Here is a 26,234-nt window from a genome sequence, read left to right as displayed (position 1 = left end):
AAGATAGCTGATACCCTGCTATTTCGCGTTCAGTTATCTTTTTGAGTGGAGTCTATTTCTTCAACCTCTACTACAACCTTTTCTACTAGCTTCACTCTTCCCTGCTTCACTAGTGCTTGTCTTAATACATACTCAATTTGCGCATTTACACTGCGCAAGTCATCGGCAGCCCATCGCTCCATGGCGGCAAGTACGTTTTCATTTATCCTAAGTGGATACGCTTTTTTCTTTGCCAAAATTACAAACCTTATGTGCCGCAGTGCATCGCTGCGGCACTACAATTTCAAACTTAAATTAAAAAAACGAGCTAGTAGATTGTACCTGTATTAATAACCGGTTGCGTCGACTTATCACCACACAGCACAACTAATAAATTACTGATCATCGTCGCTTTACGCTCTTCATCAAGCTCTACTACACCCTTTTCATTTAATCGCTGAAGTGCCATTTCTACCGTTCCCACAGCACCATCTACAATTTGCTTCCGGGCAGCCACAATAGCTGATGCTTGTTGACGCTGTAGCATGGCACTTGCGATTTCTTGCGCGTAGGCAAGGTGGCTGATACGAGACTCCAAGATTGTGATCCCAGCTTTCGCAAGGCGAGCCTGGATCTCTTCTTGTAAACGCGCTGATATCTCTATCGGGTGGCTACGAAGCGCGACTTCCGCTTGCTCGTCGTCACGAGGATCGTAAGGAAAGCTACTTGCCATATTGCGGATTGCGGACTCGCTTTGAATTCGCACAAAACTTTCATAATCGTCCACGTCAAACATTGCTTCAGCAGTATCGCTCACTTTCCACACTACAATAGAGGCGATTTCAATGGGATTTCCTTGATTGTCGTTAACTTTAATTCTGGCACTTTCAAAGTTTCTTATGCGCAAAGAAATATTAGCTCTACGGAACAAAGGAATTGTCCAGCGTAATCCAACATCAGAGACAGTACCTACATAGCTGCCGAAAAACGTCATGACCTTAGCTTGGTTGGGTTGCACCATGAAATAGCCCAACCACAAACTTCCCACTAAAACGCTTAGAACCACACCAGCTTCGGGGTTACCCGACACTGCATAGAAAAACGTAGCAACCTGTGCGACTAGCAAAACACAGATCATCAAATAACCGTTTACCGAAAACCCTTTCTTTTCTTTCATACCACTCACCTTTGATATCATTTTGATATCTTTATAATACAAAACATAACTACTCGCTAATTTTGATGTGTTACCAAATATGTCGAAGCAACATTTTATTTTTAACTATGGGGTAACATTTTTTGGTAACTCTATGAAATAGATGCCAGAATGATGGAGGGTCATCGTTTGCTATGGATGTACGTTAATGCCTTCAAACTCAGATAAAAACGTCGCTTCTTCTTTCCAGCGCCGTACCTTACTAAAGGGCGGTCTCGCTTTTGGCCTTACTGCGGGCATTACCCCTTTTTCAATCGGAAAAGAAAAACCGACGCTGCGCGTATTAGGCACCCATGTCACGCTTCAAGAAGCCATTCGTCAGCGCGCCATGGAAGACTTAGGCATTAATATTGAGTTCGAGCCGGGTGGCAGTGCAGCCGTTCTTCAAAAGGCGTCGATGAACCCCACGTCATTCGACCTTTATGAGCAGTGGTCTAATAGCATTAATGTATTGTGGCGCGCTCACGCTATTCAGCCCATAGAGAAGAAACGCCTTCAGTATTGGGAAGAAATAAACGATTTAAGCAAGACCGGAAAACTTACCGAGAACGCGCGAATGGGCGCTGGCGACGCACCGCATAAAATTATTAATATACAGGACGACGGCACACTAGGTGCCAACCATACTGACACAATTAGTTTTTTACCTTATGTGCACAATGTTGACTCTTTTGGCTATGACACATCAAAGTTACCTAAAGAACTGCAAGGGCAAGAAGAAAGCTGGGGCTGGCTTTTAGACAGCCGCTATTCAGGAAAAGTGGGCATAGTCAACGACCCCACTATCGGACTTTTCGATTTAGCACTTGCCGCACAAGCTAAAGGATTCATTCAATTCCAAGATATCGGTGCCATGACCGAGTATGAACTTGATGATTTGTTTAGCTTACTTATAGAGTTGAATCAGTTAAACCATTTCAATGGATTCTGGACCTCCGTCCCTGAGTCTATTGATTTCATGAAAAGTGGACGGGTTGCAATCGAAAGCATGTTCTCGCCTGCAGTCTCTGCACTAAACGGTCAAGATATTCCGGTTACGTTTGCAGCACCGAAAGAAGGCTACCGCGGATGGCACGGTGTAATGTGCATGTCCTCTGCCACACAAGGTAGAATAAAGGACGTGGCTTATGAGTATATGAATTGGTGGCTGTCGGGGTGGCCTGGCGCATTTATTGCCAGACAAGGCTATTATATTTCCAACCCTAAACGTTCAGCTCAGTATCTTTCAGACGCAGAGTGGAACTATTGGTACAAAGGGCAAGTGGCGTCTGAACCGCTTAAAGGGCCCGACGGAAATATTAGTGTTAAACAAGGCGCCCAGCGCACTGGTGGGGGTTATGAAGAGCGTTTTAGTAACGTTGCCGTATGGAATACCATTATGCCAACCTACGAATACAGTTTGCAGAAGTGGTACGAATTCATCACCGTATAATGTTGCGTTAAGTAAAACCCATAACGTTAATGGAATAAGGCTTTTTTAGTTCACATGTTATCGTCAATTCGAATTCAGCTTATCACCGTGCTACTCGCTCTTATAGCGCTTATATTGGCACAGGGGTTTATTGCTAGAGAAAACCAAGAAGTCCTAAACAAAGGCGTGGCATCAGCGTCAAAGGCAGCAGTTGACGTTGCACTTGTTAAGGAACTTGAACGGGATGTGGTGGACTTACAGCGCAACGTGCTCATATTCAAAGAGAATGCGAGTAAATCAGCCATTACTCGCTTCAGTCGACTCATGGTGACTATTAACAACAAGCTCGACAAGCTGGCTCTGGTAGACGAAGACAACGAAGAACAGGAAGGCAACCATATCCTTTCTAGAATGAAGGGGCATCTTAACGCCTATCAAGAGAACTTTACTCAAGTTGTCGATGCGCGCTCTGAAAGGGATAATCTTATTGCAAGAGGCACCCTATCTGATATTACGTTACTGGAAAAGATACTGAGTGACGCTAAAGCAAACGGGGATATCTCTGCTGCCTCTGAAGAACAAGCAAAGTCGCTTCTTATTCGGGCAGAAAGTGCGATGTTGAAATATCTGATGAAACCCGACATGGGTTTTATTCGAGCATTCAACGAAGCCACAGATTCACTACGAAAATTAACGCTAACGAAAAATACATCTCTTCAGGAAAGAGTTGAGCGATTATCGGAAAACATTAAAGCCGATTTCGTTAAGCTAACCCAGATAACTCAAGGTAATTTATTCTTGGTTAACGTAGTCATGGCAGGTTCTGCCAATGAATTTCTCTATTTAAGCGGTGAGCTGGCCAAAAAAGTAACCACAGACTCTGAAATTGCGACCCAACGCACCTATACACTGGCTGAAAGCACACAGCGTAACGGAGAACTATTTTCTCTTGTTTCCATTCTACTCGCCCTCTCAGCCGCGCTGTTTACCATGTTTCGCATATTGGGTCCTATCCGCTCTATCACTCAAGTTTTCAACAAACTTGCCCAAGGCGTACAAATTTCCAATATTCCTGGCAGCAGTCGAAAAGATGAAATTGGCAAGCTAGCAAAAGCGGCGCTTGTTTTTAGTGATAAAAACCGAGAGACAGAAAAACTGCTAGGTGAAGCAAGAACCATGAACTCGCAGCTTGAAAGCTTAAATAAAGCGATTACTGAGGCGAAAATAAAAGCGGAGCAAGCAACCGCGTCAAAGAGTATGTTTTTAGCCAATATGAGTCATGAAATCCGCACGCCGATGAATGGTATTATCGGACTAATAGAACTGGCGCAACAGCAAGAGCTGTCCACTACTGTTAAAGGGTATCTCGACAAGGCAGCGTATTCAGGGCAAATATTACTGAGCGTAATTAACGATATTCTCGACTTCTCAAAAATTGAAGCGGGTAAATTGAAGATTGAGGAAGTGAGTTTTTCTTTGCATTCACTGTTCGACAACCTCATTGCAGTCATTGCACTACGCGCAAAAGAAAAGAACTTATCGGTGCACTTTACGGTAAATCCAAAGATACCTCCGCAAGTAATTGGCGACCCACTGCGTATCGCGCAAATAATTATGAATATAGGCAACAATGCTGTGAAGTTCACCGAGCAAGGGCGTATAGATATTGAGTTTGACGGCAACTTGAACGAAAAAGGGAACGTGTTAAACCTTACCATGCGAATCACCGATTCCGGCATAGGTATGAGTGCAGCCCAGCTAGATAGAATATTTAATCCTTTCACTCAAGCAGACGGTTCAACCAACAGAAAATATGGCGGTACCGGCCTAGGCCTTGCGATTGTAAGCCAGCTTACTGAACTTATGAACGGCCGCCTTGATGCCACTTCTACTATGGGAAAAGGCAGTACGTTTGAAGTTGAACTACCGCTGAAAGCATTCAAAAACCAACCAGGCGTGCTTGAACAAACACCTCAGCTACCTGTTGATAGCCTTTATGTTACTGAAGTAGCATTGCTGCCTGCGGCGTATTGCAACCAGATACAGCTGCCGACTAAATCAACGCTATCAATAGAAGAAGCCAAAAATATCGCCGCTTTACCTGAACATATCATTGTAGATATCCATGAGTTCAGTGAGTTCAGACAGAATATTGCTTGGTTAAACGCCTTACTAGAAAAAGGGAAGTCGGTAGGCCTGGTAATGGAGAGTGCAGGCAGCGCGCTACAAGCTAAATATGACACGCTATGGAGAGGCCCACTTATCATGCATCCATTCACACCTGCGCAATTTGAGCGTTTTGTTCATCAGGTGATATCTAAAGATGCAAGTTATGACGGACATCATTTTAGTGAAGAAGCGGAAGCAACGTCGCTAGAAGGCCACGTGCTTTTAGTAGAAGACAATAATATAAATCAACTCGTCACCGGAGAAATGCTTACCAATCTTGGGCTTACTTTCGATATTGCAGAAGATGGCAAGCAAGCCGTGCAAAAAGTAGAAAATGCCCCGCAGTACGACCTAATATTGATGGATGTACAAATGCCGGTGATGGACGGTTATGAGGCAACCACACAACTCCGCGAAAAAGGCTTTACTGGCGTACCTATTATCGGCCTTTCGGCTAATGCAATGAAGGAAGATAAACAAAGCGCGATAGACGCGGGTATGAACGACTACCTCACCAAGCCAATAAAGCAAAAATCATTGATAGGCATGTTAAAACAGTACTTAGGCAAACAGCTCTAAACGCCAACGTAAAGATAGGTTCGTATACCAATTCGCATAAATAATTGCCCGCTCAGTAGGCGCTGGCAAGCTTCATAGCGAAGTGTGAGAATGCAGGAACGGCTTTCGAACAAACGCGCTATGTTTAGGGCCTGTTAAATCGCTAATAAAAAAGGGCTACCTTTCGGTAACCCTTCTAATTTGTATCGATAACCCCCGTTCTAGGGGCTGCACTTAAAGCGCTTTAATGGTCTCGAACTGCTCTTTAAGTTTGGCTAGGGCTTTTTCACCCTCTTCCAACTTAGCGCGTTCCTTTTCAATTACTGCTTCTGGCGCATTACTTACGAACTTCTCGTTACCCAACTTGCCACGAGTACGAGATACGTCTTTCTCGATTTTCTCCATGGCTTTAGTAATACGGGCAAGCTCTGCGTCTTTGTCGATAAGCCCTGCCATCGGGATAAGAATTTCCATCTCACCCACAAGCGCTGTCGCGCTGGCTGGCGCTTCTTCACCGTCTTTCAATATAGTCACGGTTTCAAGCTTGGAAAGCTTATCTAGGAATGCCTTAGCCGCATCAAGACGACGCGCGTCTTCGTCGCTTACGTTTTTAAGTAGCGCATTAAGCGGTTTGTTTGGCGAGATATCCATTTCACCACGGATATTACGAATACCCACGATAAACTTCTTCACCCACTCGATATCAGCAAGTACTTTGTCATCTTGTTTCGCTGCATCAACTTCAGGGAATGCCTGAACCATAATGCTTGCGCCCTCTTCCACTTTAAGTGCACTTAGTGGCACAACGCGCTGCCAAATAGTGTCGGTGATAAATGGCATAAGCGGGTGCAACAAGCGAAGCAAGCTTTCAAGCACGTTAATAAGCGTATGACGTGTACCGCGCTTTTCAGCTTCGGTGCTGGCGTCATTGTTAAGCACTGGCTTAGTAAGCTCTAGATACCAGTCACAGAACTGGTTCCAGGTGAATTCGTAAACGGTTTGTGCTGCAATATCGAAACGGTAGTCTTCAAGCGCTTTTTCAAACTCAACCAGCGTTTGTTGGAACTTAGCCCAAATCCAGCGATCGGCCATGCTAAGCACCATTTCACCACCGTCGCGACCTGTATCGTGCTCTTCGGTGTTCATCAATACGAAACGCGATGCGTTCCAAATTTTGTTACAGAAGTTGCGGTAGCCTTCAACACGGGCCATATCAAAGTTGATATCGCGGCTGGTTGACGCCATAGCGGCAAACGTAAAGCGCAGTGCATCTGTACCGTAGGCCTGAATACCATCAGGGAACTGTTTACGGGTACGCTTGGCAATCTTCTCAGCAAGCTGAGGCTGCATCATGCCCGCGGTGCGTTTAGTAACTAGCGACTCAATATCAATACCGTCAATCAAATCGATGGGGTCAAGCACGTTGCCCTTCGACTTTGACATTTTATCGCCATTCTCATCGCGGATAAGACCAGTAATGTAGATGTCTTTAAACGGAATTTTGCCCGTGAACTTCTTGGTCATCATGATCATTCTGGCAACCCAGAAGAAGATGATGTCAAAGCCGGTTACTAGCACTGAAGACGGTACAAAGGTTTCTAGATCTGGCGTTTCTTCTGGCCAGCCCATGGTCGCGAACGGCCATAGTGCGCTTGAGAACCAGGTATCTAGTACATCATCGTCTTGTGAAAGGGTTACGTCACTGCCAAGGCCGTGTTTTTCACGCACTTCTTCTTCGGTGCGGCCAACAAAAACGTTACCGTTTTCGTCGTACCACGCCGGAATGCGGTGTCCCCACCACAGCTGACGTGAAATACACCAGTCTTGAATGTTGTGCATCCACTGGTAGTAAGTCTTGTTCCAGTTCTCTGGCACAAAACGAATTTCGCCGCTTTCAACCGCTTCAATTGCAGGTTTAGCAAGAGACTCAACGGCTACATACCACTGGTCAGTTAGGTAGGGTTCAATTACCGCACCTGTTCTGTCGCCACGCGGCACTTTAAGCTTGTGCGGCTCAATCTTAACCAATGCGCCTTGTGCGTCTAAATCAGCAACAATTTGCTTACGGGCGTCGAAGCGATCTAAGCCGCGATATGCTTCTGGCGCATCATCATTAATTTTCGCATCGTCGGTAAGAATGTTGATCATAGGCAAGTTATGACGCTTACCCATATCGTAGTCGTTGAAGTCGTGAGCAGGCGTAATTTTAACGCAGCCTGTACCGAATTCTTGATCTACATAGTCATCGGCGATAACCGGAATTAAACGGCCAGTAATCGGTAGCTTAATTTCTTTGCCGATAAAGCCTTGATAACGCTCATCATCTGGGTGTACCGCAACCGCGGTATCGCCTAGCATGGTTTCAGGGCGCGTTGTTGCAACCACTAGTTCACCGCTACCATCTGCAAGTGGGTAGCGCATGTGCCACATGTGGCCGTCTTCTTCTTCGTTTAGTACTTCAAGATCAGATACTGCTGTGTGAAGCACTGGATCCCAGTTAACCAAACGCTTACCGCGGTAAATAAGGCCTTCTTCGTGTAGCTTAACGAACACTTCAGTTACGGCTTTAGACAGGTCTTCGTCCATGGTGAACACTTCACGAGACCAGTCAGGAGACGTACCTAGACGGCGCATTTGACCAGTGATCGTTCCGCCGCTGTGCTCTTTCCATTCCCACACTTTTTTGATGAAGTCTTCGCGACCTAAATCGTGGCGCGTCTTGCCTTGTGCGTTAAGTTGGCGTTCTACCACCATCTGGGTTGCAATACCGGCGTGGTCAGTACCCACTTGCCATAGCGTATTGTCGCCCTTCATGCGGTGATAACGGGTTAAGGCGTCCATAATGGTTTGTTGGAAACCATGGCCCATGTGAAGGCTACCGGTAACGTTTGGTGGCGGAAGCAAAATACAATAAGGGTCGCCGCTACCTGAAGCTTTAAATAAACCCGCCTCTTCCCATGACTTGTAGCATTGCTGCTCGATGGACTGCGGTTCGAAGGTTTTATCCATTACACACTCTCAAATTGAAGCTAAACGCGAATGACTTATGCAGATTTGAACTGCATGTTGCATCCAGCTTGCTGATAGTTTTTGTATCTTACCCGCGCGGCCTGTTTGGCGTTCTCGTCCACGGGTACAAAATCGATGATTTGACGATGCTGGTTGGGTGAAGGCACCATACCGGACCCCACATTAACCACCATTTGTCGTCTGGCTACCTGCTCTGGCCGCCAACAAATTTCCACCGGCGTTCCTGATTGCGGCCCTTCACCATAAAGGTTATGGGGAACAAAACGGTCAGCCGGCAGCTGCCACAACAATTCATCAACGTCTTCAGCCTGCGCCTGTGTATCGCACAGCACGCTAATCTTTTGCTTATTGGCAAACGCTGATGCAATAACTTCGCTGGCGCGGCCTGCCACACCATTGTCACTGCTGGTAAGTTGATAAAATATCACTTGTGGCATGAATGATTAGTCCTCTAACTTGATATCAGCGCGGTTCATTAGGAACTGAGACAGCATAGGCACTGGACGGCCTGTTGCGCCTTTGTTCTTACCACTGCGCCATGCCGTACCGGCAATATCAAGGTGAGCCCAGTTGTACTTCTTAGTGAAGCGCGACAAGAAACAACCCGCAGTAATTGACCCTGCTGGGCGACCACCAAGGTTCGTCATGTCGGCAAACGGGCTTTCAAGCTGCTCTTGGTAATCGTCCCATAGCGGTAGACGCCATGCGCGATCTGAGCTTTGCTCTGACGCATTAAGTAGTTCGTGAGCAAGCGGATTGTGCGTACTCATTACCGCTGTTGCATGGTGACCAAGTGCGATAATCGCTGCGCCAGTTAGCGTGGCTACGTCAATTACTAGCTCTGGGTCGAAGCGCTCTACATAGGTTAGCGCGTCGCATAATACTAAACGGCCTTCGGCATCAGTGTTAAGCACTTCAACGGTTTGACCCGACATAGTCGTTAGAATGTCACCCGGACGGTACGCTTTGCCATCTGGCATGTTTTCACAGCCTGCCAATACACCAATAACGTTAATGGGCAGATTCAGCGCCGCGATAGTGTGCATGGTACCCAGTACGCCTGCAGCACCACCCATGTCGTACTTCATTTCATCCATGGCTTCGCCTGGCTTAATTGAAATGCCGCCTGAATCGAACGTAAGGCCTTTACCTACAAGTACAATTGGGGCTTGATCAGCTGGGCCACCGCGATGATGCATAATACTCATCATACTTTCGTTGTCTGAACCACGACCTACAGCCAAATACGCTTGCATACCAAGCTCTGCCATTTGGGTTTCATCAACGACTTCAGCGGTTACGCTGTCGTACTGGCTGGCAAGCTCTTGCGCCTGCTGCCATAGGTACGCTGGGTTACAGATGTTTGGCGGCATGTTAGCCACATCTTTGGTCACTTTCGCACCACGAGCAACCGCTAAACCATGCTCAACTGCACGTTCACCCACAGTAAGTTCACGGCGTGTAGGTACGTTAAATACAATTTTACGCAGTGGGCGACGTGGTTCGCCTTTCTTGGTTTTAAGCTGCATAAAGGTGTAAAGCGTGTCTTCAGTTGCTTCTACTGCCTGACGTACTTTCCAGTAGGTATCGCGACCTTTAACGTGAAGTTCGGTAAGGAAACATACCGCTTCCATCGAGCCTGTTTCATTCAATGTTTGAATGGTTTTGGCGATTATGTTTTTGTACTGGCGCTCGTCTAATTCGCGCTCTTTACCACAACCGACTAGAAGCACGCGCTCGCTTAGTACATTTGGCACGTTGTGTAGCAACAACATTTGGCCGGCTTTACCTTCAAGGTCGCCACGGCGTAACAAGTTGCTGATATAACCTTCACTGATTTCGTCTAGCTGTTCAGCCACTGCCGTTAGGCGGCGCGGCTCGAAGACACCTACAACAATACATGCGCTGCGTTGCTTTTCAGGACTGCCACTTTTTACACTAAACTCCACGATATCACCTCGCTTTTCGTCGTTTATGGTTTGCACGATGACTAAAATCACGTAACGTTTCGCGCTGCTTTATGTTTTAATACGCAGCATAACTTTTTAGTTCGCTGCAATTCACGCTTAAAGACCTATTGAATATAGGTTAAATTTGCGTCAAAACACCATGCAAACGGTTTATGATTGCAGGCAAAACTTGTAAAAACGGTAAGTTTAAACAAAATTGTGCTTTCTTTCACTAAAATTCCTAATTTTCCGGAAGGGCTGAGATGCTGATATTCCGCTATTTACTTAAGGAAACGCTGAAATCTCAGTTAGCGATTTTCTTTATCCTAATGGCAATTTTTGTCACCTTGCGATTTGTGCGCGTTTTGGGCGACGCCTCGGACGGTGATATTCCCGCTGGGCTAGTGCTTGGCTTCCTAGGTTTATATGCCCCTATCCTCTCTTCATTAGTGCTGCCTATCAGCGCCTATTTGGGCATTATGCTGGCACATGGCAGGCTGTATGTAGACAGTGAAATGACCGTAATGCGAGCCTGTGGTATCAGTGAATGGTATGTAACGCGGGTAATGCTGTTCTTGTCTGTACTTATCATGATAGTCACAGGCGCAATTACCCTTTATTTCGCGCCATTGGCTGCAGAGAACGAGTATCAGCTGCGAGAAAAAGCCAGAAATGAGGCGGGAATATCGGCGCTAATGCCAGGTAGATTCCAGCAAACCGGTAACGAAAAAGCGGTTATTTTTGTTCACGATGTAGACAATAACGATAAGCTACAACGTGTGTTTTTATCGCAAAATCAAACAGACGATAGCGAAGGCGACGTGCGCGTTGTGTATGCACAAACTGGTGAAGTGGCAAATAACCCTGACGGCACGCGAAACCTTGTACTGAAAGAAGGGGTACAGTACGAAGGAAAGCAATCTGAAAAGGCTTTCCGCAAAGTAGAATTTGACGAATACCAAATTCAGATTGCCGATAAACCTGCCGACGAAACTCGTCGTAAGGTAAGCGTACTGCCTACTAACGAACTGTGGGAAGACGACAGTATTGAAGCTAGAGCAGAACTTCAGTGGCGTATTGCCATACCGCTTTCCATTCCGTTTTTAGTACTAATTGCTGTGCCGCTAAGCGCAGTCGACCCGCGTCAGGGGCGCTTTGGTAAAATGTTCCCTGCCATCCTGCTTTACTTGGGATACTTCTTGCTGCTGCTTGCGAGTAGACGAGTGTTAGAAGACGGCAAAATGCCACCTCAGCTTGGCTTATGGTGGGTGCATACCATCATGCTGATTATTGGTGTCATGTTGATTGTGCGAGACAGAAAAACCGGCACTGAGCTTCGCGCTTGGATATTGGGGAAAAAGTAGATGTTTAAGATCCTCGATTTATATATCGCCCGTACGCTGTTAGGCACTATTACCGTTACGCTTAGTGTACTAATTGGCTTAAGCGCGCTTATTAAATTTGTAGAACAGCTGCGAAAAATTGGCGAAGGCGACTATGACATGCTGGTCGCTTTTATCTACGTATTGCTAAGCTTGCCTCGCGACTTAGAGCAGTTCTTCCCTATGGCAACATTGCTGGGCGGCCTTATTGGCATGGGCGTACTGGCTAGCAATAGCGAATTGGTAGTGATGCAAGCCGCAGGTATGAGCCGCTGGAACATTATAAACTCAGCCATGAAGTCGACCCTTGTAATGATCTTATTAGTGATGGCCGTTGGCGAGTGGGTCACCCCGTACAGTGAAACCAAGGCAAAACAGATAAGAACTGAAGCCATTTCAGGCGGTAGTTTATTTTCTTCCGATAAGCTGGTGTGGGCAAAGGATGGCGACCGATTTGTAAGCATAGGTCAGGTGTTAAGCCAAGACTCTCTCAAAGATGTGAGCATATTTAGCTTTAACCCTGACTTGTCGCTAGAGAGCATTACTCACGCTAAAAATGGGGCCTTCGACGGCGACGGTTGGTGGCTAAGCGACGTTGAAGTAACCAAGTTTACTGAAACGAATGTTACGGTAGATGAAAATAACCGCATGCGTTGGAATTCAACACTGACACCAGACAAACTAGGCATTGTTGCGGTTAAGCCAGAGGCTTTATCTATTACTGGGCTGCTGGATTACGTGAACTACCTAGACAACAACGACCAAGACCCTTCTCGTTATCAACTCGCCTTGTGGCGCAAGGTATTCCAACCTATTTCGGTAGGCGTAATGCTGTTAATGGCATTGTCGTTCATCTTTGGCCCGCTGCGTAGCGTTACAATGGGCGCACGCGTGATCATGGGCGTACTGACAGGCTTCGGTTTCTTTATTCTCAATGAAGTATTTGGGCCAGTGAGTTTAGTCTATCAGCTGCCACCATTCCTTGGCGCCTTACTGCCTAGCTTACTGTTTGCGGCCATTGCAGGGGTAATGTTGAGGCGTTGATCAAGCTATCAGCATTCATCTGATTCAATAGTCAAAACTAATAAAAAAAAGAGGCCTTACAGCCTAATGCCGATCAGTTAAGAAATATTTTAGCGATCGGTTGACCGATCTTTTATAGATGTAAAAATCCGATGAGCATTTGCCATCGGATTTTTTTATGGATATCAAAACAGCGTTAGATACTGCTTTCAACGCCAGTACCCAGTTTCACTCATTTGAAAAACTCTCAACTTTCTTAGACCCTTCAATTATTGATGAGGCCTTTGTAGAAGCAGGTGTGGCAACCGTTAGAAAGCGTCGCTTACCGCTTGAGTCGGTAATGTGGTGTGTCATGGGCATGAGTCTTTTTAGGCAAGAATCAGTGTGGAATATTGCCACTAAGATGGATATCGCGTTGCCCGGTAAAGCACCGCTCGTAGCGCCAAGCGCTATGGTTCAAGCGCGTCAGCGCTTGGGAACTGAGGCCGTTGAACAGTCTTTTAAAAAGATGGCTAAACATTGGTACCAGCAGAATCAATTCGAAACATGGAACGGGTTGAATTTACTTGGTGTCGATGGTGTCGTTTGGCGAACGGCTGATACTGCGGAGAACCGTGAAAAATATGGTTCTGGTAGCACACAATATGGTGATACAGCCTTTCCTCAGATTCGCATGGTCTGCCAGATGGAACTGACAAGTCATCAACTTGTAAACAGTGCGTTCGATAAATATAAGTCTAACGAAATGGTGCTAGCCGAGCAGCTAATTGAAGACACGCCTAATCACTCGCTCACTATGTTTGACCGTGGTTTTTATTCGTTGGGCTTACTCCACCAATGGCATAGCGAAGGACAAGAAAGACACTGGATGATACCCGCCAGAAAAGGCCTCCAGTTTGAAGTATTAGAGAGCTATAGCCGTGTAGATAAACGGGTGAAACTAACAACCGCACCTCAAGCGAGAAAGAAATTCCCCACGCTTCCCGATGAGATTGAAGCGCGACTCATTACGAAGAAAATTCGAGGAAAAGAGTGTCGAATTCTTACATCTCTTACAGATGTCATGCGCTATCCCAGTGACGAGATTGTAGACTTATACAGCCATCGCTGGGAAATTGAATTAGGGTACCGAGAGATGAAGCAGACGCTATTGAATAGTGAATACACGCTTCGGAGTAAGCGACCTGACATGGTTGAGCAAGAGTTATGGGGATTACTGCTGGCTTATAACCTAATACGAGTGGCAATGACTGAAGCTGCACTACGCAAAGGCATCTGGCCTAATCAGCTAAGCTTCAGCGGGTGTTCTAGCGCAGTGATTGCATTCCTTCTAACAACGGGGCTTACAAGCCCCGGGAAGCTGCCCGTGTTGTATGAGAATCTTATCAATCAGCTGACTTACTACGAGCTACCGACACGCCGAGAAGACAGGTTATATCCGCGATGTGTTAAACCTAAACCGGGTAAGTACCCCGCTAAAAAGAAAAATGCCAGTCAGCTTAACTGACTGGCATTAGCCTTACAGCCTCTTTTTTTGCGATTTTTTAGCGCCTTACAAAGCACCTTTACCAGCTCTTGTGGTCGTTCGCTTCTTTGGTCAGCTTCAGCACTTCGGTCTTTGCCAGTCGGTCTTGCAGTGATTGTTTATTTTTAAAATCAAACAAAACAAGTAAGGTGCCTAGACCACCTAACGATGCTATTAGGCGAATGAACAAGCGTGGCCAGGTCATTGGCTCTTCAACCGAGCTGTAAATTCGCAAACGCCATGCACGCATGCCTAGGGTTTGCCCGCCCCTGCGCCAGAACCACAAGAAAAACCCAGCTATCCACAAGCCCACCCACGTTTGAATAAGCAGCTTATAACCAAAAGAGGCCTGAATCAGATCGGCAGGTTCAGCATAGCCTTGTAGGTCAAGCGCGCCATTTTTCAGCATAACCACCAGCGTTACTATCATGACCATAGCAGCACACATCCCTACGGCAGTAGCCACGAGCGTATCGTAAATCATTGCCAACAAGCGTCGCACAAACCCCGCTCGCTCAAGTGATGAACTGCCTGATTCTGAGTTGGGCGTGTTTTTATCATCCTTCGTTTTTAGAGGATTTGATGATGGGGACTTCTTCTTGGCTTTTCTGTCGTGTCTCGCCACGGGCTTCTCTTCACTTCATTAACAACAGCGTTTATTTTGACACAAGCGCCACAACGCTTAAACAACATAAGCCTTAGTTAACGGCATTTAATAGCGCAATAAGCAAAGAAAAATGATTTCCACCTTTTTGCATCCATTAACCATTGTTAATCGTTATTGCTATTACAAACGGATAATGGACGTAAATACGGTGACAGCAAAAACTCTGGTAACAACACTTCTCGCTAGCTCATTTTCGCTTGGTATGGGCGCTGCAATGGCGTTAGACGACCCCGAAGGTGATATTGAGCATATTCGAGTACGTGGTGACTCATCTGTAAAAGACGGAGAGTTTATCTCGGCTTCGCAGGGATGGGTGTCTGGTGACACCTTGATTGAACGCCCAATGTTGCGCGCCGGTGAAATACTCGAATTCATCCCGGGCATGATGGTGACCCAACACAGTGGTTCGGGAAAAGCCAACCAGTACTTCCTGCGCGGTTTTAACCTCGACCATGGCACGGATTTCACGGTGAGTGTAGACGGTATGCCTGTGAACATGCGAAGCCACGGACATGGCCAAGGCTACAGTGACCTTAACTTTATTATTCCCGAATTTATCGACAATCTAAGCTACTTCAAAGGCACCTATTATGCCAACATCGGCGATTTTTCTAGCGCTGGCGGGGCGTTCTTCAATTTAAGAGATTCACTTGAGCAAAACCAGTTGTTCTTAGGCTTAGGAGAATATGGGTTCAAGCGCGCTGTTGCATTAAATCACTTTGAAGCAGGAGAGAGCCGCGTTGTTACAGCGCTGGAATATCAAACCTATGACGGCCCGTGGACTGACGTTGACGAAGATGTAAAAAAGAAAAACGCCCATATTCGTTATATTACGCCTTTGTTAGACGGCCAACTCACCATTACAGGAATGGCCTACGATAATAGCTGGAACGGTGCTGACCAGGTACCTGAGCGCGCTATTGAAAGCGGCTTAATAGACCGTCTTGGCTCTATCGACACCCAAGTTGGCGGTGATTCGTCTCGCTATAGTCTCTCCGCAAACTATACGAGTGATACATGGAATGCCTCACTGTATGCCATAGATACAACGCTAAGCCTTTTTTCAAATTTTACTTACTTTCTTGATAACCCAGAGACAGGCGATCAATTCGAACAGGCCGACGACCGAAAAATTTACGGTGGTGAAATATTCACTACCCTTCCCTTGGCGCTTACGGATGGAAGCAGTATTACCTTAGGCGGCCAGTGGCGTTTCGACGATATTGAAAACGTGGGTTTGTATCGCACCCAAAACTTAACCCGCTTTGGCACTATCCGAGAAGACGAGATTAACAGCAACAGCTATGCACTTTTTGCTCAATCAAACATCGTATTAAGCGACGCACTAAGCCTGTCATTAGGTGGTCGATACGATTACTTAGATGTGGACGTTACCAGCAGTCTTGGGGCCAATTCAGGTAGCGAAAGTGACGGTTTATTTACCCTTAAAGCAGGCTTGAAGTACGGTGTATCAGACCAACTCACCGCATTTGCCAACATTGGGCAGGGCTTTCACTCTAACGATGCGCGAGGAGCAACAATTAGCATAGACCCGGTAAGTGGTGACGCTACCGAAGCAGCTCCCTTATTGGTAAAGAGCCTTGGCTATGAAGCGGGCGTTAACTATACCGATAATAAAACCTATAACCTGTCTGCTGCCCTGTGGCGCTTAGAGCTTGATAGCGAGCTGGTATATGTTGGTGATGCAGGCTTTACTGAAGCCAGTCGCCCCTCCGAGAGACACGGCATTGAAGTGAGTGCCTACTACTGGATAAGCCATCACCTAACAACAGACATTGAAGCTGCGTGGACCAAGGCACGATTTAGCGACAGCGTTGAAGGCGAAGGCCGTCACATTGATGGCACCGTGCCAGGTGTGGTGAGTGCAGGGCTAACCTACTATCAAAGAAGTAACCAACTAGGGTTCAGCTATACCCTACGAGGCCGCTACTTAAGCTCTCGCACCGTAGAAAGCTTCGATGAAATTTCACCGCCATCAACATTTTTAGTTAATGCTCAAGTTGCCTATCGCCAGCCAACTTGGGACGTAACGTTAGAAGTACTCAATGCCCTAGACAGTGACGATCACGATATTGATTATTTTTACGCATCTAGGCTGCCCGGAGAGCCAGAGGAAGGGATTGAGGATTTGCATTATCACCCTGTAGAGCCAAGAAATGTTCGCCTTACCTTTTCAGTAAAGTATTAATACATAAACGCTTTACTGTTTGGGGTCTGTCTATTGATTAGGTAACCATTCAGGCAGTTGTATATAAAACATGCTACTTTAAGAAGTTGCCGCCAAATAGTTAGAGCAATAAACAAATGGCCGCGCTACAACGATAAAAATAGGAGCAACAATGGAACACGAAACTCTGTTTCCTCTGCTGTGTAAAACCGCAGACGGCGACAAAAAAGCGTTCGCAGAGCTTTATAAGATAACAAGTCCACAGCTCTACGCTGTTGCTTTAAGGCTTTTGAAACGCCCTGAACTCGCTGACGAAGCCACACAAGACGCCTATATAAAAATTTGGCATAACGCCGGTAATTATCAACGAGGCAAAGGTACGGTACTTACTTGGATGGTCAGTATAGCTCGCTATCGTGCGCTCGATTTAATCCGCTATCACAACGTAAGAAATGAAGTCGAATTAAATGATGACGCACCGTCAGGTATGGAAACCACACAATCAATAAAGTTAGAGGCAGAGCAAGCAAAGTTGGCCTCTTGTTTAGATGAACTTGATGGACCGCAGCGTCAGGCTATCCATTTAGCCTATGTGAATGGCATGTCGCATCAAGAGGTGGTAACTCACTTGGCGTCACCACTTGGAACCATTAAAAGCTGGATAAGACGAGGCTTGCAAAGCTTGCAGAGGTGCCTATCACTATGAATTATTTAAAAGAAGAGCGATTAAACGCCCTCGCCGCTGAGTATGTAGTTGGAACGCTGCGCGGCAAAGCGCGTACGCGCTATCAAAAGTTAATGATGCAGTATCAGGCTGTTAGCGATGCAACCGCACAATGGGAGCAATACCTTACTGGATTTGCTGAAACCTTGCCTCCGGTGACACCACCTGACAGCGTGTGGGAGAGCATACAAGTGAAGCTTGGCCACAAGGCGGCCAATGATACAGAGTTTGTCGATCAAACGACTAACGCAAAACCAAGTAGCGACAATGTAGTTGATCTTGAAAAAGAAAAGCAGAAACGCTGGAAGAACTTATCATTCATATCCACAGCTGCTGCATTGGTGTTAGCCGTATTGCTTTTCATGATGCAACCTGTGCCTACCCCAGAGGTTTCCCATATTGCCGTAGTCAATAATGCTGATAACACGCCATTGTGGGTGATAGAGGTATCTGACACGACAATGAATGTTAAGGTCACCGATGCATTTGTGGCGTTAGCAGACAAAGACTATGAGCTTTGGATGGTGCCGGCAAACGGCGAAGCACCAATTTCTCTCGGCTTGATGCCTGAAGTTAATGGCGACACGCGCGTGACACCAGATATCTTGCTAGATCAAAGTATCGCAGCGTTAGCAGTGAGCTTAGAAGCACCAGGCGGCTCGGTAACAGGCGCACCAACGGAAGTGCTATATATAGCGCCGATTGTTTCAGTGTAATTTTACGCACAAAGCAGCACACCAAAAGGCCACGAAACGTGGCCTTTTACTTTTTATAAAAACTTTATTTTAATTTTTTAAATATTTTTGCATCTAAGGTGAAACCTCAGTCGTTTGGTCTCTTGAACTCATAAAAAACAGAGAGACTCGACATGACCCAATTCAAACGCAAAACTTTGTCACTGGCTGTCGCCGTGACATGTGCAGCCGTAACTGCTGGCGCAATAGCGTCAAGTCACCGAGAAGCACCGAACATCACTCGCCACCCAGCGTTAGATAGCACCGACTTTTATGCTTTCAATAGCTATGAACAAGGCCGTGAAGATTATGTGACTTTCATAGCAAATTATATTCCACTGCAAGATGCTTATGGTGGCCCTAACTACTTTGCAATGGATCCCAACGCGCACTACGCCATTCATATTGATAGCGATGGCGACGCGGTTGAAGACCTAAGCTTTGTTTTTAAGTTTAACAATATGCTTGCTGCCGATAACGAAGGTATCGCCTTGCCTATAGGCCCTGAAGGCGAACAGAAAATGGTGAAAGTACCGCTTAAAAATGTAGGCGGTATCAGCGCAGACGATTCAAGCGCAGCGAACTTCTCGGAAATGTATAGCCTTACTATGGTGAGTGGCGACATGCAGACAGGCACGCGCACTACTCTTACTCCCGCCATGGGCGATATGTTTAAAAAGCCGCTTGATTACATTGGTAATAAAACCTTTACCAGTGAAGCGGAATACGCACGCTATGCTGAAAGCTTTATTTATTCGTTCAGCATCCCTGGGTGCGATGACATGGCCAAAGTATTTGTTGGTCAGCGTAAAGACCCCTTCGTTGTTAACTTAGGCAAAACATTCGACTTGGTAAATTATGTACCTGTTGAGGGCGACAGCGCACCGGGCGCAGGCGATGGTGAAGGTTTTCCTGGCGGTATAACGCAAAGTGCCATGAATGATGACTTAGCCGATAAAAACGTGACAGCGTTATCTATTGAAGTACCCAAGGCGTGTGTTACAGGTGAAGGTAATGGCGTAATTGGTAGCTGGACCACGGCAAGCTTGCCGCAAGCGCGTATCCTAAACCCAGATGCTACTTTTGCGAAACCTGAGACTAATGGTGGTGCGATGACTCAAGTGTCTCGTTTAGGTAGCCCGCTAGTAAATGAGCTTGTTATCGGTATTGGTGATAAAGACAAATTTTCTACTTCTCACCCAAGTGCAGACGGTCAATTCGCTGATTATGTAACCCACCCTTCTTTGCCAGAACTACTGGACATTCTGTTTAAAGATGCAGTGAATACTACACTGGGTACGGATATTGAGACCCTTGCGCCGACTAACTTCCCGCGTATGGACTTAGTAACAGCGTTCCTTACTGGCTTCCAGGGCGTTAACCAGCAGGCAATGGTCACAGCATCAGAAATGCTGCGCCTAAACACAGGGATCCCAGCAACGCCAGCCGAATCGCAGTCAGCATTTGGTGTGGCAGGCGATGACTTAGCAGGATTCCCGAACGGTCGCCGCCCAGGTGATGACGTGGTTGATATTGCCCTTCGCGTAGTTATGGGCCGCTTGTGCTATCCCATCCCGGTAGCAGGTGAAGATACAGATCTTGGCCTTTGTACACCAGAGGACGCCAGCGTAGGTAATGTACCTTTCACTGATGGTGCACCTGTAGATGCAAGCATGATTGATTCATCGTTTCCTTACCTAAAAACACCACTTGCTGGCTCTGAATAAGGAGATCCATCATGTCTATGAAGATTAGGTTATTTAACAAGAATCCAAATGCACCCGCGTTTGTTAAGTCGGGTCAAGCCCCTTTGCAGAAACATAAGTTGTGGGTCATTTCTGGATTGGTACTAGCGCTAACTGGTTGTTTCGATAGTGATGACGATAACGATTATCAAGCGCCAGAAGAAAATGTAGCGCCCGTAGCCGTTGATGAAATGCTAACGACACAAGCAGATATTGCGTTTGACGGCACGTTGACAGCAACCGATGCCGATGGTGATGCGCTTACATTCGGGCTTGGTGAAAACGGTATGTTAGGTAATGCAGAAGTTAATGCTGATGGCAACTTTACCTACACACCTAACGCTCAGGTAACGGGTAGCGATAGCTTCACATTCACCGTTTCTGACGGCGTAAATCCAGAAGTTACCGCCACTGTTAGCGTTACGATTGAGGCACAGCAGGTATCGTTCTCTAGCTATACCCGTGATGCCTTTAATCAAGCACCGACCGATGAACCTCTGCCAATTAACGGGCGCGAGTTCACCCAAGATGCTGACGACACCACGTTCGATGATTTATTGATTGGTCAATAACGAACGTTCAGTACCCAGTGTCAACCGTAAAGCCAAGGACGGCTTTTATAAAGGAAGTTCTGATGAAGTTGATGAGAAGCAGTACTCTCATACTCCCTACAATGAGCGTATTGTCAGCGCTAACAGTCTGTTCGGTATCTGCTCAGTCTGAAAAACTCAATTATGATACCGTCATCGCAACGTGGCAGCCTCAACAGCTATCCATAGTAAGTATCGACGAAGCGGAAAAAATTTTAACTTCGAGTAGATACCTTGAAGCAAAAGGTGATGAAAGAGAGCGTATTGCTAGGTTCACGAACATAATGCGACAAAAATTCGATTCGTTGAACGCGGGTCAAAAAGAGCGTTTAGTTGTTTTAGAAGCTCGACTACTTCAAGGCATTCATAAGTTCGAACAAGCCAAGCAACACCTTAATCAAATAGCCCGCTTTCGCTCTCCAGCTGCACAGTTATTGTTGGCAGACATAAACGTTCAGCAAGGTAACGCTAAAAAGGCGAAAGAAAACTGTGAAAAGCTGGTAGGGCAAACAAGTTTTTTAATCGCTTTCACGTGTATGGTTAACGCTGATTTTTCACAAAATAAAGACGTAAAATTTTTAAAAAAGCTTAGCGCTTTTGAGACCTACACGAGTACAGTGAGGCCTGCGGAGCGCCAGTGGTTTTATGAAGTACTTGCAGACATGTCGCTTCAACTTGGTAACGCTGAAGCCGCGCTTGAGCATTTGTCACAAACAGAATTCGAAAAGCTACCTATAAGCGCCATGTTAGTTTGGGCCGACGCACATTTTGCGTTGAATAACTATAAGGCAGTGAGTTCTGGGTTTAGCAACTCCGTACCCGATATATTGACAGCCGACGAAGGCTTACTACTTAAATGGGCCATTGCGGAACGAGCGCAAGGTATTGTGCGCTCTGAAGTGCAAACTCAACTTGCTAAGAACATGGAAATTCGAGTGTGGCGAGAAGACAGTTCTCACGCCGCACAGGTCGCCACTTACTTTTTAGAGATTGAGTCCAATTACCCACTGGCGCTTAAATTTGCCGAAATCAACTGGCAATACGCACAGTCATTAGATGACAAAAACCTCCTAGAGCGCGCTCGACAGGCTAATGAAGTATCGACCAATGCTTAAAGTTCTCCCGCCCTTCAGTAAACGAGTCATGATTAGATTTATTACATTTTTCATCTTTGCCGCCTTCAGCGTTTTCACGCATTCACACGAACTGAGCAACGGCTATTTAACGCTTACAAATGATTCAAATAACACTTTGTCTGGCGAGCTTTTGCTAAAGCCTGAAGATATAGGACAAGCAGCAGGGCTAGATAGTAATAATGACGGTAATTTGACCTGGGGTGAAGTCAACAGAAACCACACTATGGCGAACGACTATATCCAAAACCACCTAGTGATTCGAGATAGCAAAACGCGATGTTCGGTTAGTATTGCTCCCCCTTCTATGCGAGATATATCTGCAGAGTCATTACTGGTATACCCGCTGTCGGTAAACTGCGTATATGTAAACGAAGTATCGATACAATACACTGGCATAGTTAGCGATTTTCCCACCCACAAGCTACTCACAACGGTAACGTTAAACGATCACACAAGTGTTTATGTGCTAAGTGATGAACGCTCGTTTATCACTGCTTCTGCTACAGGAAACAGCTGGATTTCACAGTTTGGGGAGATGGTTTATCAGGGAATTTGGCATATTTTCATTGGACTAGACCATATACTGTTTTTGGTTGCTACGTTGCTCACCGTTAATCTTTACAGGGAAAATAAGAGCTGGGTGAAAGAGCAAAGCAAAAGGCACATTATAAAAAGTACGGTGATATTAGTAAGCACGTTTACGTTAGCGCATTCGATTACATTAACTGCCACAGCACTGGATTTTATTACGCTAGATAGCCGTATTGTTGAGCTAGGCATTGCTATATCAGTGGCTATAACTGCGCTTAACAATATGTACCCTATCATCATGCGTTTAGGGTTAATTACCTTTGGGTTCGGCCTACTTCATGGAATGGGATTTGCGAGTGTATTTGGCGACCTTAACGCCCAGTCGGGCAGCTTGGTAATGAATGTATTCGCTTTTAATATAGGGGTAGAGCTGGGTCAACTTGCCATAGTTACGCTGCTATTGCCCTTACTCATCTTACTTAGAAACGTAAGATTATATTCAAAAGCCATAATGCCAATTGCGTCGTCAGTAATCGCGGTAGTAGCGATTAATTGGACGCTTCAGCGTTGGTAAAAGTGTGCGTTCTGTTGATTAATAAGAAATAGATAAAGCAAAATACGCTTTTGAACAATCTTTCGGCACTTAATCACAAAAAGCTCAAAAAGTTGTTGTATAGGCGCGCCGCATCGCTATAATGCCATGCATCAACACCACGTTGATAACCATACACAATGCCAGTGTGATGGAATTGGTAGACATGACGGATTCAAAACTGATAGTGTCTAACAATCAAACTAAGGCAAGTCACTGAAAGGTAAGCGCCTTTTGACTCAAACAAGCTAAAATATGCTTGCAAAGATTTGCAAAGTTTTTAAGTTTCGCAAATATTAAAATTTGATGCCAGAGTGATGAAATTGGTAGACATGACGGATTCAAAATCCGTTGCTAGAAATAGCGTGCCGGTTCAAGTCCGGCCTCTGGTACCAATCTCTGTATTCTTTGCACATAATGAACCAACCTTTGAGTTGGTTTTTTTGTTTTTGTCATCGCTTTTTATTTATCTACCATAGCTTAAAGCTAGACGTACCTTCTAATTATTAGTTTCTGCTCATCTGTCAAAGTGGAAAGGTCATCTATAAACACGATGCCATTTTCATCTACATGAGCAACAACAGCTGATATCCATTCAACATCTTCAGGATCGAACCCATATTTTAATAGCCAAATTTCGGTTTCGTCATTTGTGCCGAACCGAAGATAGTTACTAAGCACCTTGGAACGTCCATCTCCAGTTTCTTCATAGTAAACTGCTAAGGCAGCACATATGGGATCAGCTAGTGATAAGCTTATTACCTTATCTAAATAATCGTATGTATCGTAAACCAATCGATCATAATCAAAATTTTTGACAGATACACTAGCAGGAAAAAGCGGATATGACTTTTTCAAATTCGAATTGGGTAACTTTTCTGCTTGTGCAGAATACTTGATCTTTAGCCGTTTTAATTCTTTATTGTATTCACTTTGCTCTAGCTCACCCTCTCTGAGTTTCCGGGCAAGCTTTCGTCTCTCATCTCTTTGCGTTAGGTAAGAGTGACGTAACGACAAGGTTTCACTGAAGGACTTGCCTTGAACCCTCCACAAAAGAAGAGGTATGGCGGCACTAAGTACAGCTTGTTCACCAGATAAGAGTTGACTGCGTCTTAGATGAGAGCAATATATGATCTTTAATTTTTCTTTTATTTGCCGCCTAATTGAGTCCCCCAACGCATAATATTGGTTACCAGTTATGGCCTTCTCACCATCAATAAGTTTATCTAGAATGAATTTGATTTGCGCTTTTAAGTTAGCATTTCGAATACGTTCAACTTGAGAATCAGTCAAGTGGAGGTCGTCATTAAACGTATCTGTTTTAACAGCTTCGACTAGATCTGTGAAATCTTCATGGATATTCTTTATATCATCGTCTAATTTTGACGTTTCGCTAATTACAACATCAGACGACAACCTACTTGAGAATGTTTTAACGTTCTCTCTACGAACAATGGTGTATCCATAATCAAATTTAGGAAGATCCGTACTTCTTCCAGATCTGCCGATCAAATTCTTGAGTGTCAGCTCATTCATGTAAGTGAAGTTATCGATCAGTACGCAATCAAACGGCATATTAATACCTTGATTTAATGTCGATGTAGCAAAGCAAAGTTTTGCATATCCCTTTCGCACAAAGTTTTCAATTAAGATCCTTGCCTTTAGCGGCATAGAGCCGTGATGAACTACTACACCCCTTCTCATTAACTGAATAAAAGAAGACTGCTTACCTAGCTGGGTTTCTGAAGAACCAATATATTTCTCAAGCATAGAAACAAATTTCAAAGCTTCTGGTTCGTCAAGCGGCTGACACTGCTCTATATATTGCCCATACTCTTCAATGTGCCTCCCATCAAAAATTTTTGCCTTCGATGAGTAAATAAGAACAGTTCCATTTTTGGCGAGTGTGGAGGAAATTATGTCTTCATCCAACTTTATGTCGTCAGCATCTTTGTAAGGAGAAAATATTTCAAAACTTCCATCCACCTCCAAAGAGACAAAAATCTTACCAACATTGCTCTGCTTGAAGCTATCTGCTTGATAGTTTTCTACAAAACCGTGTTTAGTGAACTGTGCTTTGGGGTTGGAGACAAATGGGTGCGCAAATACCTTTGTAGCGTTTGGAAACTCTCTTTCTGTGCGTCTTACGAACGCATCGAAGGACAGACCCCTAACAGGCTCTTCAGATATTTGAGCTTCATCAAAAAGAAAAATTCCAACATCAAAATCACCGCTATATTTAAATATTTCAGTCCCTCTTTCCGGTGTAATTATAAAGATTCGCCTTGAAGTATTATGCTGATTTACATTTTCAATAAACTGAAGCACCAACACATCGTTTTGCACCAAGTCAATAACTACCGAGTAAAACTCGGCGATTAATGCACGTGACGGAACTACTATTACAATATCTTTATCGTAGTCTTTAACAAGTTCGCGAAATAGGTATGACTTGCCAGTACTTGTAGGAGCAGAAAATGAGTAGAAGTGCTTTTCACGAATTGCCTTGTAAGCAGTTGCCTGCATTGGAGTGAAAGCTCGTCCGTACTTCTTTTCAATTGCATCGCCTAAATCTTTGTATATCGCTTCTAGTACAGAACGAGGCTGAACTTGCTTATAAAACAGTCCCATTACACTCGTTAGCTTATCTTCATAATCAGAAAATGTTTCAGGGTGAATCATTTTGATCAGACTAATGATTTCTAAGAGTTCAAGATTTGTAGGACCTTTAGTGTGGAACTCCTTAATTGCGCTAGAAAGTATCTCTCGTATACCGGTGCCGTTCGCTATCTGCTCAAGCATTTACTTTGACCCCTATGAGGAAGATAGCTTCAAATTGAAGAAGGTCTTTCAAGTGAACTGAATCTAACGCATTTCGCATTATTTTTAGAGGGTTATCTGATACGATTGAAAAAGCGGCGCAGTAAGATTTTATGCCTTTGCTGGCATTTTGTATTGCAGCTTCGGATACGAATCTCCTCAAGTCCGGCGTTTTTCAAGGTAGTTGTCGCCTGAGCTGTTAAGCTGCTTCTTTTTTATTCTCCGGATTTAGCTCTACGCTTCCGATCTTATCCCAGTTTCTGGT

General features: G+C 45.2%; 19 protein-coding genes and 1 tRNA gene. 13 read left to right on the top strand and 7 right to left on the bottom strand.

Annotated features, from left to right (window positions below):
• Positions 1 to 29: 29 nt before the first annotated feature.
• Together MHM99_RS05355 and MHM99_RS05350 are read right to left on the bottom strand one after the other, a co-directional pair.
• Positions 30 to 236: a hypothetical protein gene (locus MHM99_RS05355; protein ID WP_039235341.1), complete on the bottom strand. Its 207-nt coding sequence runs from the start codon at positions 234 to 236 to the stop codon at positions 30 to 32.
• A gap of 71 nt (positions 237 to 307) precedes the next feature.
• The gene (locus tag MHM99_RS05350) at positions 308 to 1,156 is read right to left on the bottom strand and encodes an SPFH domain-containing protein (protein ID WP_049588252.1); all 849 of its coding nucleotides are present in this window, start codon (positions 1,154 to 1,156) and stop codon (positions 308 to 310) included.
• A gap of 187 nt (positions 1,157 to 1,343) precedes the next feature.
• Here MHM99_RS05350 and MHM99_RS05345 point away from each other — a divergent pair, with 187 nt between their 5' ends.
• Together MHM99_RS05345 and MHM99_RS05340 are read left to right on the top strand one after the other, a co-directional pair.
• Entirely contained in the window at positions 1,344 to 2,627 is a 1,284-nt protein-coding gene (locus MHM99_RS05345; protein WP_049588254.1) for an extracellular solute-binding protein, read from the top strand.
• Positions 2,628 to 2,681: 54 nt separating this feature from the next.
• Positions 2,682 to 5,354: an ATP-binding protein gene (locus MHM99_RS05340; RefSeq protein WP_168462825.1), complete on the top strand. Its 2,673-nt coding sequence runs from the start codon at positions 2,682 to 2,684 to the stop codon at positions 5,352 to 5,354.
• Positions 5,355 to 5,567: 213 nt separating this feature from the next.
• On the opposite strand, the gene MHM99_RS05335 is transcribed toward MHM99_RS05340, so the two are convergent.
• From MHM99_RS05335 to pepA, 3 genes are read right to left on the bottom strand one after another with little or no spacing between them, the layout of a single operon-like run.
• Positions 5,568 to 8,342, bottom strand: a complete 2,775-nt coding sequence (locus tag MHM99_RS05335) for a valine--tRNA ligase (protein ID WP_168462826.1) — start codon at positions 8,340 to 8,342, stop codon at positions 5,568 to 5,570.
• Positions 8,343 to 8,377: 35 nt separating this feature from the next.
• Positions 8,378 to 8,800, bottom strand: a complete 423-nt coding sequence (locus MHM99_RS05330) for a DNA polymerase III subunit chi (RefSeq protein ID WP_071815862.1) — start codon at positions 8,798 to 8,800, stop codon at positions 8,378 to 8,380.
• A gap of 6 nt (positions 8,801 to 8,806) precedes the next feature.
• Positions 8,807 to 10,312, bottom strand: coding sequence for a leucyl aminopeptidase (gene pepA / locus MHM99_RS05325; protein WP_014950602.1), 1,506 nt, complete (start codon positions 10,310 to 10,312; stop codon positions 8,807 to 8,809).
• 263 nt (positions 10,313 to 10,575) lie between these two features.
• Between pepA and lptF the strand changes: the two genes are divergently transcribed.
• The 3 genes from lptF (at position 10,576) to MHM99_RS05310 (ending at position 14,224) form a co-directional block, all read left to right on the top strand.
• On the top strand, positions 10,576 to 11,676 hold the full coding sequence (lptF, locus tag MHM99_RS05320; RefSeq protein WP_014950603.1) for an LPS export ABC transporter permease LptF: 1,101 nt from the start codon (positions 10,576 to 10,578) through the stop codon (positions 11,674 to 11,676).
• Complete coding sequence (gene lptG, locus MHM99_RS05315) at positions 11,677 to 12,738, top strand: LPS export ABC transporter permease LptG (protein WP_168463472.1); 1,062 nt, start codon at positions 11,677 to 11,679, stop codon at positions 12,736 to 12,738.
• Between the two features lie 157 nt (positions 12,739 to 12,895).
• Positions 12,896 to 14,224 (top strand): IS4 family transposase, encoded by a 1,329-nt coding sequence (locus MHM99_RS05310; protein ID WP_239218442.1) that lies wholly within the window; start codon positions 12,896 to 12,898, stop codon positions 14,222 to 14,224.
• Positions 14,225 to 14,282: 58 nt separating this feature from the next.
• Here the strand turns inward: MHM99_RS05310 and MHM99_RS05305 are convergent, their stop codons facing one another.
• Positions 14,283 to 14,867 (bottom strand): RDD family protein, encoded by a 585-nt coding sequence (locus MHM99_RS05305; protein WP_239218440.1) that lies wholly within the window; start codon positions 14,865 to 14,867, stop codon positions 14,283 to 14,285.
• A gap of 175 nt (positions 14,868 to 15,042) precedes the next feature.
• Between MHM99_RS05305 and MHM99_RS05300 the strand changes: the two genes are divergently transcribed.
• From MHM99_RS05300 to MHM99_RS05265, 8 genes are all read left to right on the top strand, one after another.
• Positions 15,043 to 17,118, top strand: a complete 2,076-nt coding sequence (locus MHM99_RS05300) for a TonB-dependent receptor (protein WP_343213273.1) — start codon at positions 15,043 to 15,045, stop codon at positions 17,116 to 17,118.
• Positions 17,119 to 17,269: 151 nt separating this feature from the next.
• The gene (locus MHM99_RS05295; RefSeq protein WP_014977297.1) at positions 17,270 to 17,803 is read left to right on the top strand and encodes a sigma-70 family RNA polymerase sigma factor; all 534 of its coding nucleotides are present in this window, start codon (positions 17,270 to 17,272) and stop codon (positions 17,801 to 17,803) included.
• The gene (locus tag MHM99_RS05290; protein ID WP_014950608.1) at positions 17,800 to 18,537 is read left to right on the top strand and encodes an anti-sigma factor; all 738 of its coding nucleotides are present in this window, start codon (positions 17,800 to 17,802) and stop codon (positions 18,535 to 18,537) included. The genes MHM99_RS05295 and MHM99_RS05290 overlap by 4 nt, the downstream gene beginning before the upstream one ends.
• A gap of 152 nt (positions 18,538 to 18,689) precedes the next feature.
• Positions 18,690 to 20,282 (top strand): DUF4331 domain-containing protein, encoded by a 1,593-nt coding sequence (locus tag MHM99_RS05285; RefSeq protein ID WP_239218436.1) that lies wholly within the window; start codon positions 18,690 to 18,692, stop codon positions 20,280 to 20,282.
• 11 nt (positions 20,283 to 20,293) lie between these two features.
• Entirely contained in the window at positions 20,294 to 20,872 is a 579-nt protein-coding gene (locus MHM99_RS05280) for an Ig-like domain-containing protein (RefSeq protein ID WP_168463470.1), read from the top strand.
• Between the two features lie 62 nt (positions 20,873 to 20,934).
• Positions 20,935 to 22,005, top strand: a complete 1,071-nt coding sequence (locus MHM99_RS05275; RefSeq protein WP_239218434.1) for a hypothetical protein — start codon at positions 20,935 to 20,937, stop codon at positions 22,003 to 22,005.
• Positions 22,006 to 22,033: 28 nt separating this feature from the next.
• Positions 22,034 to 23,131: a HupE/UreJ family protein gene (locus MHM99_RS05270; RefSeq protein ID WP_168463468.1), complete on the top strand. Its 1,098-nt coding sequence runs from the start codon at positions 22,034 to 22,036 to the stop codon at positions 23,129 to 23,131.
• Between the two features lie 326 nt (positions 23,132 to 23,457).
• A tRNA-Leu gene (locus tag MHM99_RS05265) sits at positions 23,458 to 23,544 on the top strand.
• Positions 23,545 to 23,635: 91 nt separating this feature from the next.
• Here MHM99_RS05265 and MHM99_RS05260 read toward each other — a convergent pair.
• Complete coding sequence (locus MHM99_RS05260; protein ID WP_168463467.1) at positions 23,636 to 25,951, bottom strand: DEAD/DEAH box helicase; 2,316 nt, start codon at positions 25,949 to 25,951, stop codon at positions 23,636 to 23,638.
• Positions 25,952 to 26,234: the final 283 nt, after the last annotated feature.

Source organism: Alteromonas sp. MmMcT2-2 (assembly GCF_022348305.1).
In the GTDB taxonomy this organism is placed as follows: Bacteria; Pseudomonadota; Gammaproteobacteria; order Enterobacterales; family Alteromonadaceae; genus Alteromonas; species Alteromonas macleodii.
Note: the sequence above shows the minus strand (reverse complement) of the source record. Positions and strands in the feature narration are given on the sequence as shown.

Coding starts and splice junctions, on each gene's coding strand:
- MHM99_RS05285 (WP_239218436.1), top strand. CDS start 18,690: ATGACCCAATTCAAACGCAAAACTTTGTCACTGGCTGTCGCCGTGACA.
- MHM99_RS05275 (WP_239218434.1), top strand. CDS start 20,935: ATGAAGTTGATGAGAAGCAGTACTCTCATACTCCCTACAATGAGCGTA.
- lptG (WP_168463472.1), top strand. CDS start 11,677: ATGTTTAAGATCCTCGATTTATATATCGCCCGTACGCTGTTAGGCACT.
- MHM99_RS05310 (WP_239218442.1), top strand. CDS start 12,896: ATGGATATCAAAACAGCGTTAGATACTGCTTTCAACGCCAGTACCCAG.
- MHM99_RS05335 (WP_168462826.1), bottom strand. CDS start 8,342: ATGGATAAAACCTTCGAACCGCAGTCCATCGAGCAGCAATGCTACAAG.
- MHM99_RS05260 (WP_168463467.1), bottom strand. CDS start 25,951: ATGCTTGAGCAGATAGCGAACGGCACCGGTATACGAGAGATACTTTCT.
- MHM99_RS05295 (WP_014977297.1), top strand. CDS start 17,270: ATGGAACACGAAACTCTGTTTCCTCTGCTGTGTAAAACCGCAGACGGC.
- MHM99_RS05345 (WP_049588254.1), top strand. CDS start 1,344: ATGCCTTCAAACTCAGATAAAAACGTCGCTTCTTCTTTCCAGCGCCGT.
- MHM99_RS05280 (WP_168463470.1), top strand. CDS start 20,294: ATGTCTATGAAGATTAGGTTATTTAACAAGAATCCAAATGCACCCGCG.
- MHM99_RS05340 (WP_168462825.1), top strand. CDS start 2,682: ATGTTATCGTCAATTCGAATTCAGCTTATCACCGTGCTACTCGCTCTT.
- MHM99_RS05350 (WP_049588252.1), bottom strand. CDS start 1,156: ATGAAAGAAAAGAAAGGGTTTTCGGTAAACGGTTATTTGATGATCTGT.
- MHM99_RS05300 (WP_343213273.1), top strand. CDS start 15,043: ATGGACGTAAATACGGTGACAGCAAAAACTCTGGTAACAACACTTCTC.
- MHM99_RS05270 (WP_168463468.1), top strand. CDS start 22,034: ATGATTAGATTTATTACATTTTTCATCTTTGCCGCCTTCAGCGTTTTC.
- lptF (WP_014950603.1), top strand. CDS start 10,576: ATGCTGATATTCCGCTATTTACTTAAGGAAACGCTGAAATCTCAGTTA.
- MHM99_RS05330 (WP_071815862.1), bottom strand. CDS start 8,800: ATGCCACAAGTGATATTTTATCAACTTACCAGCAGTGACAATGGTGTG.
- MHM99_RS05290 (WP_014950608.1), top strand. CDS start 17,800: ATGAATTATTTAAAAGAAGAGCGATTAAACGCCCTCGCCGCTGAGTAT.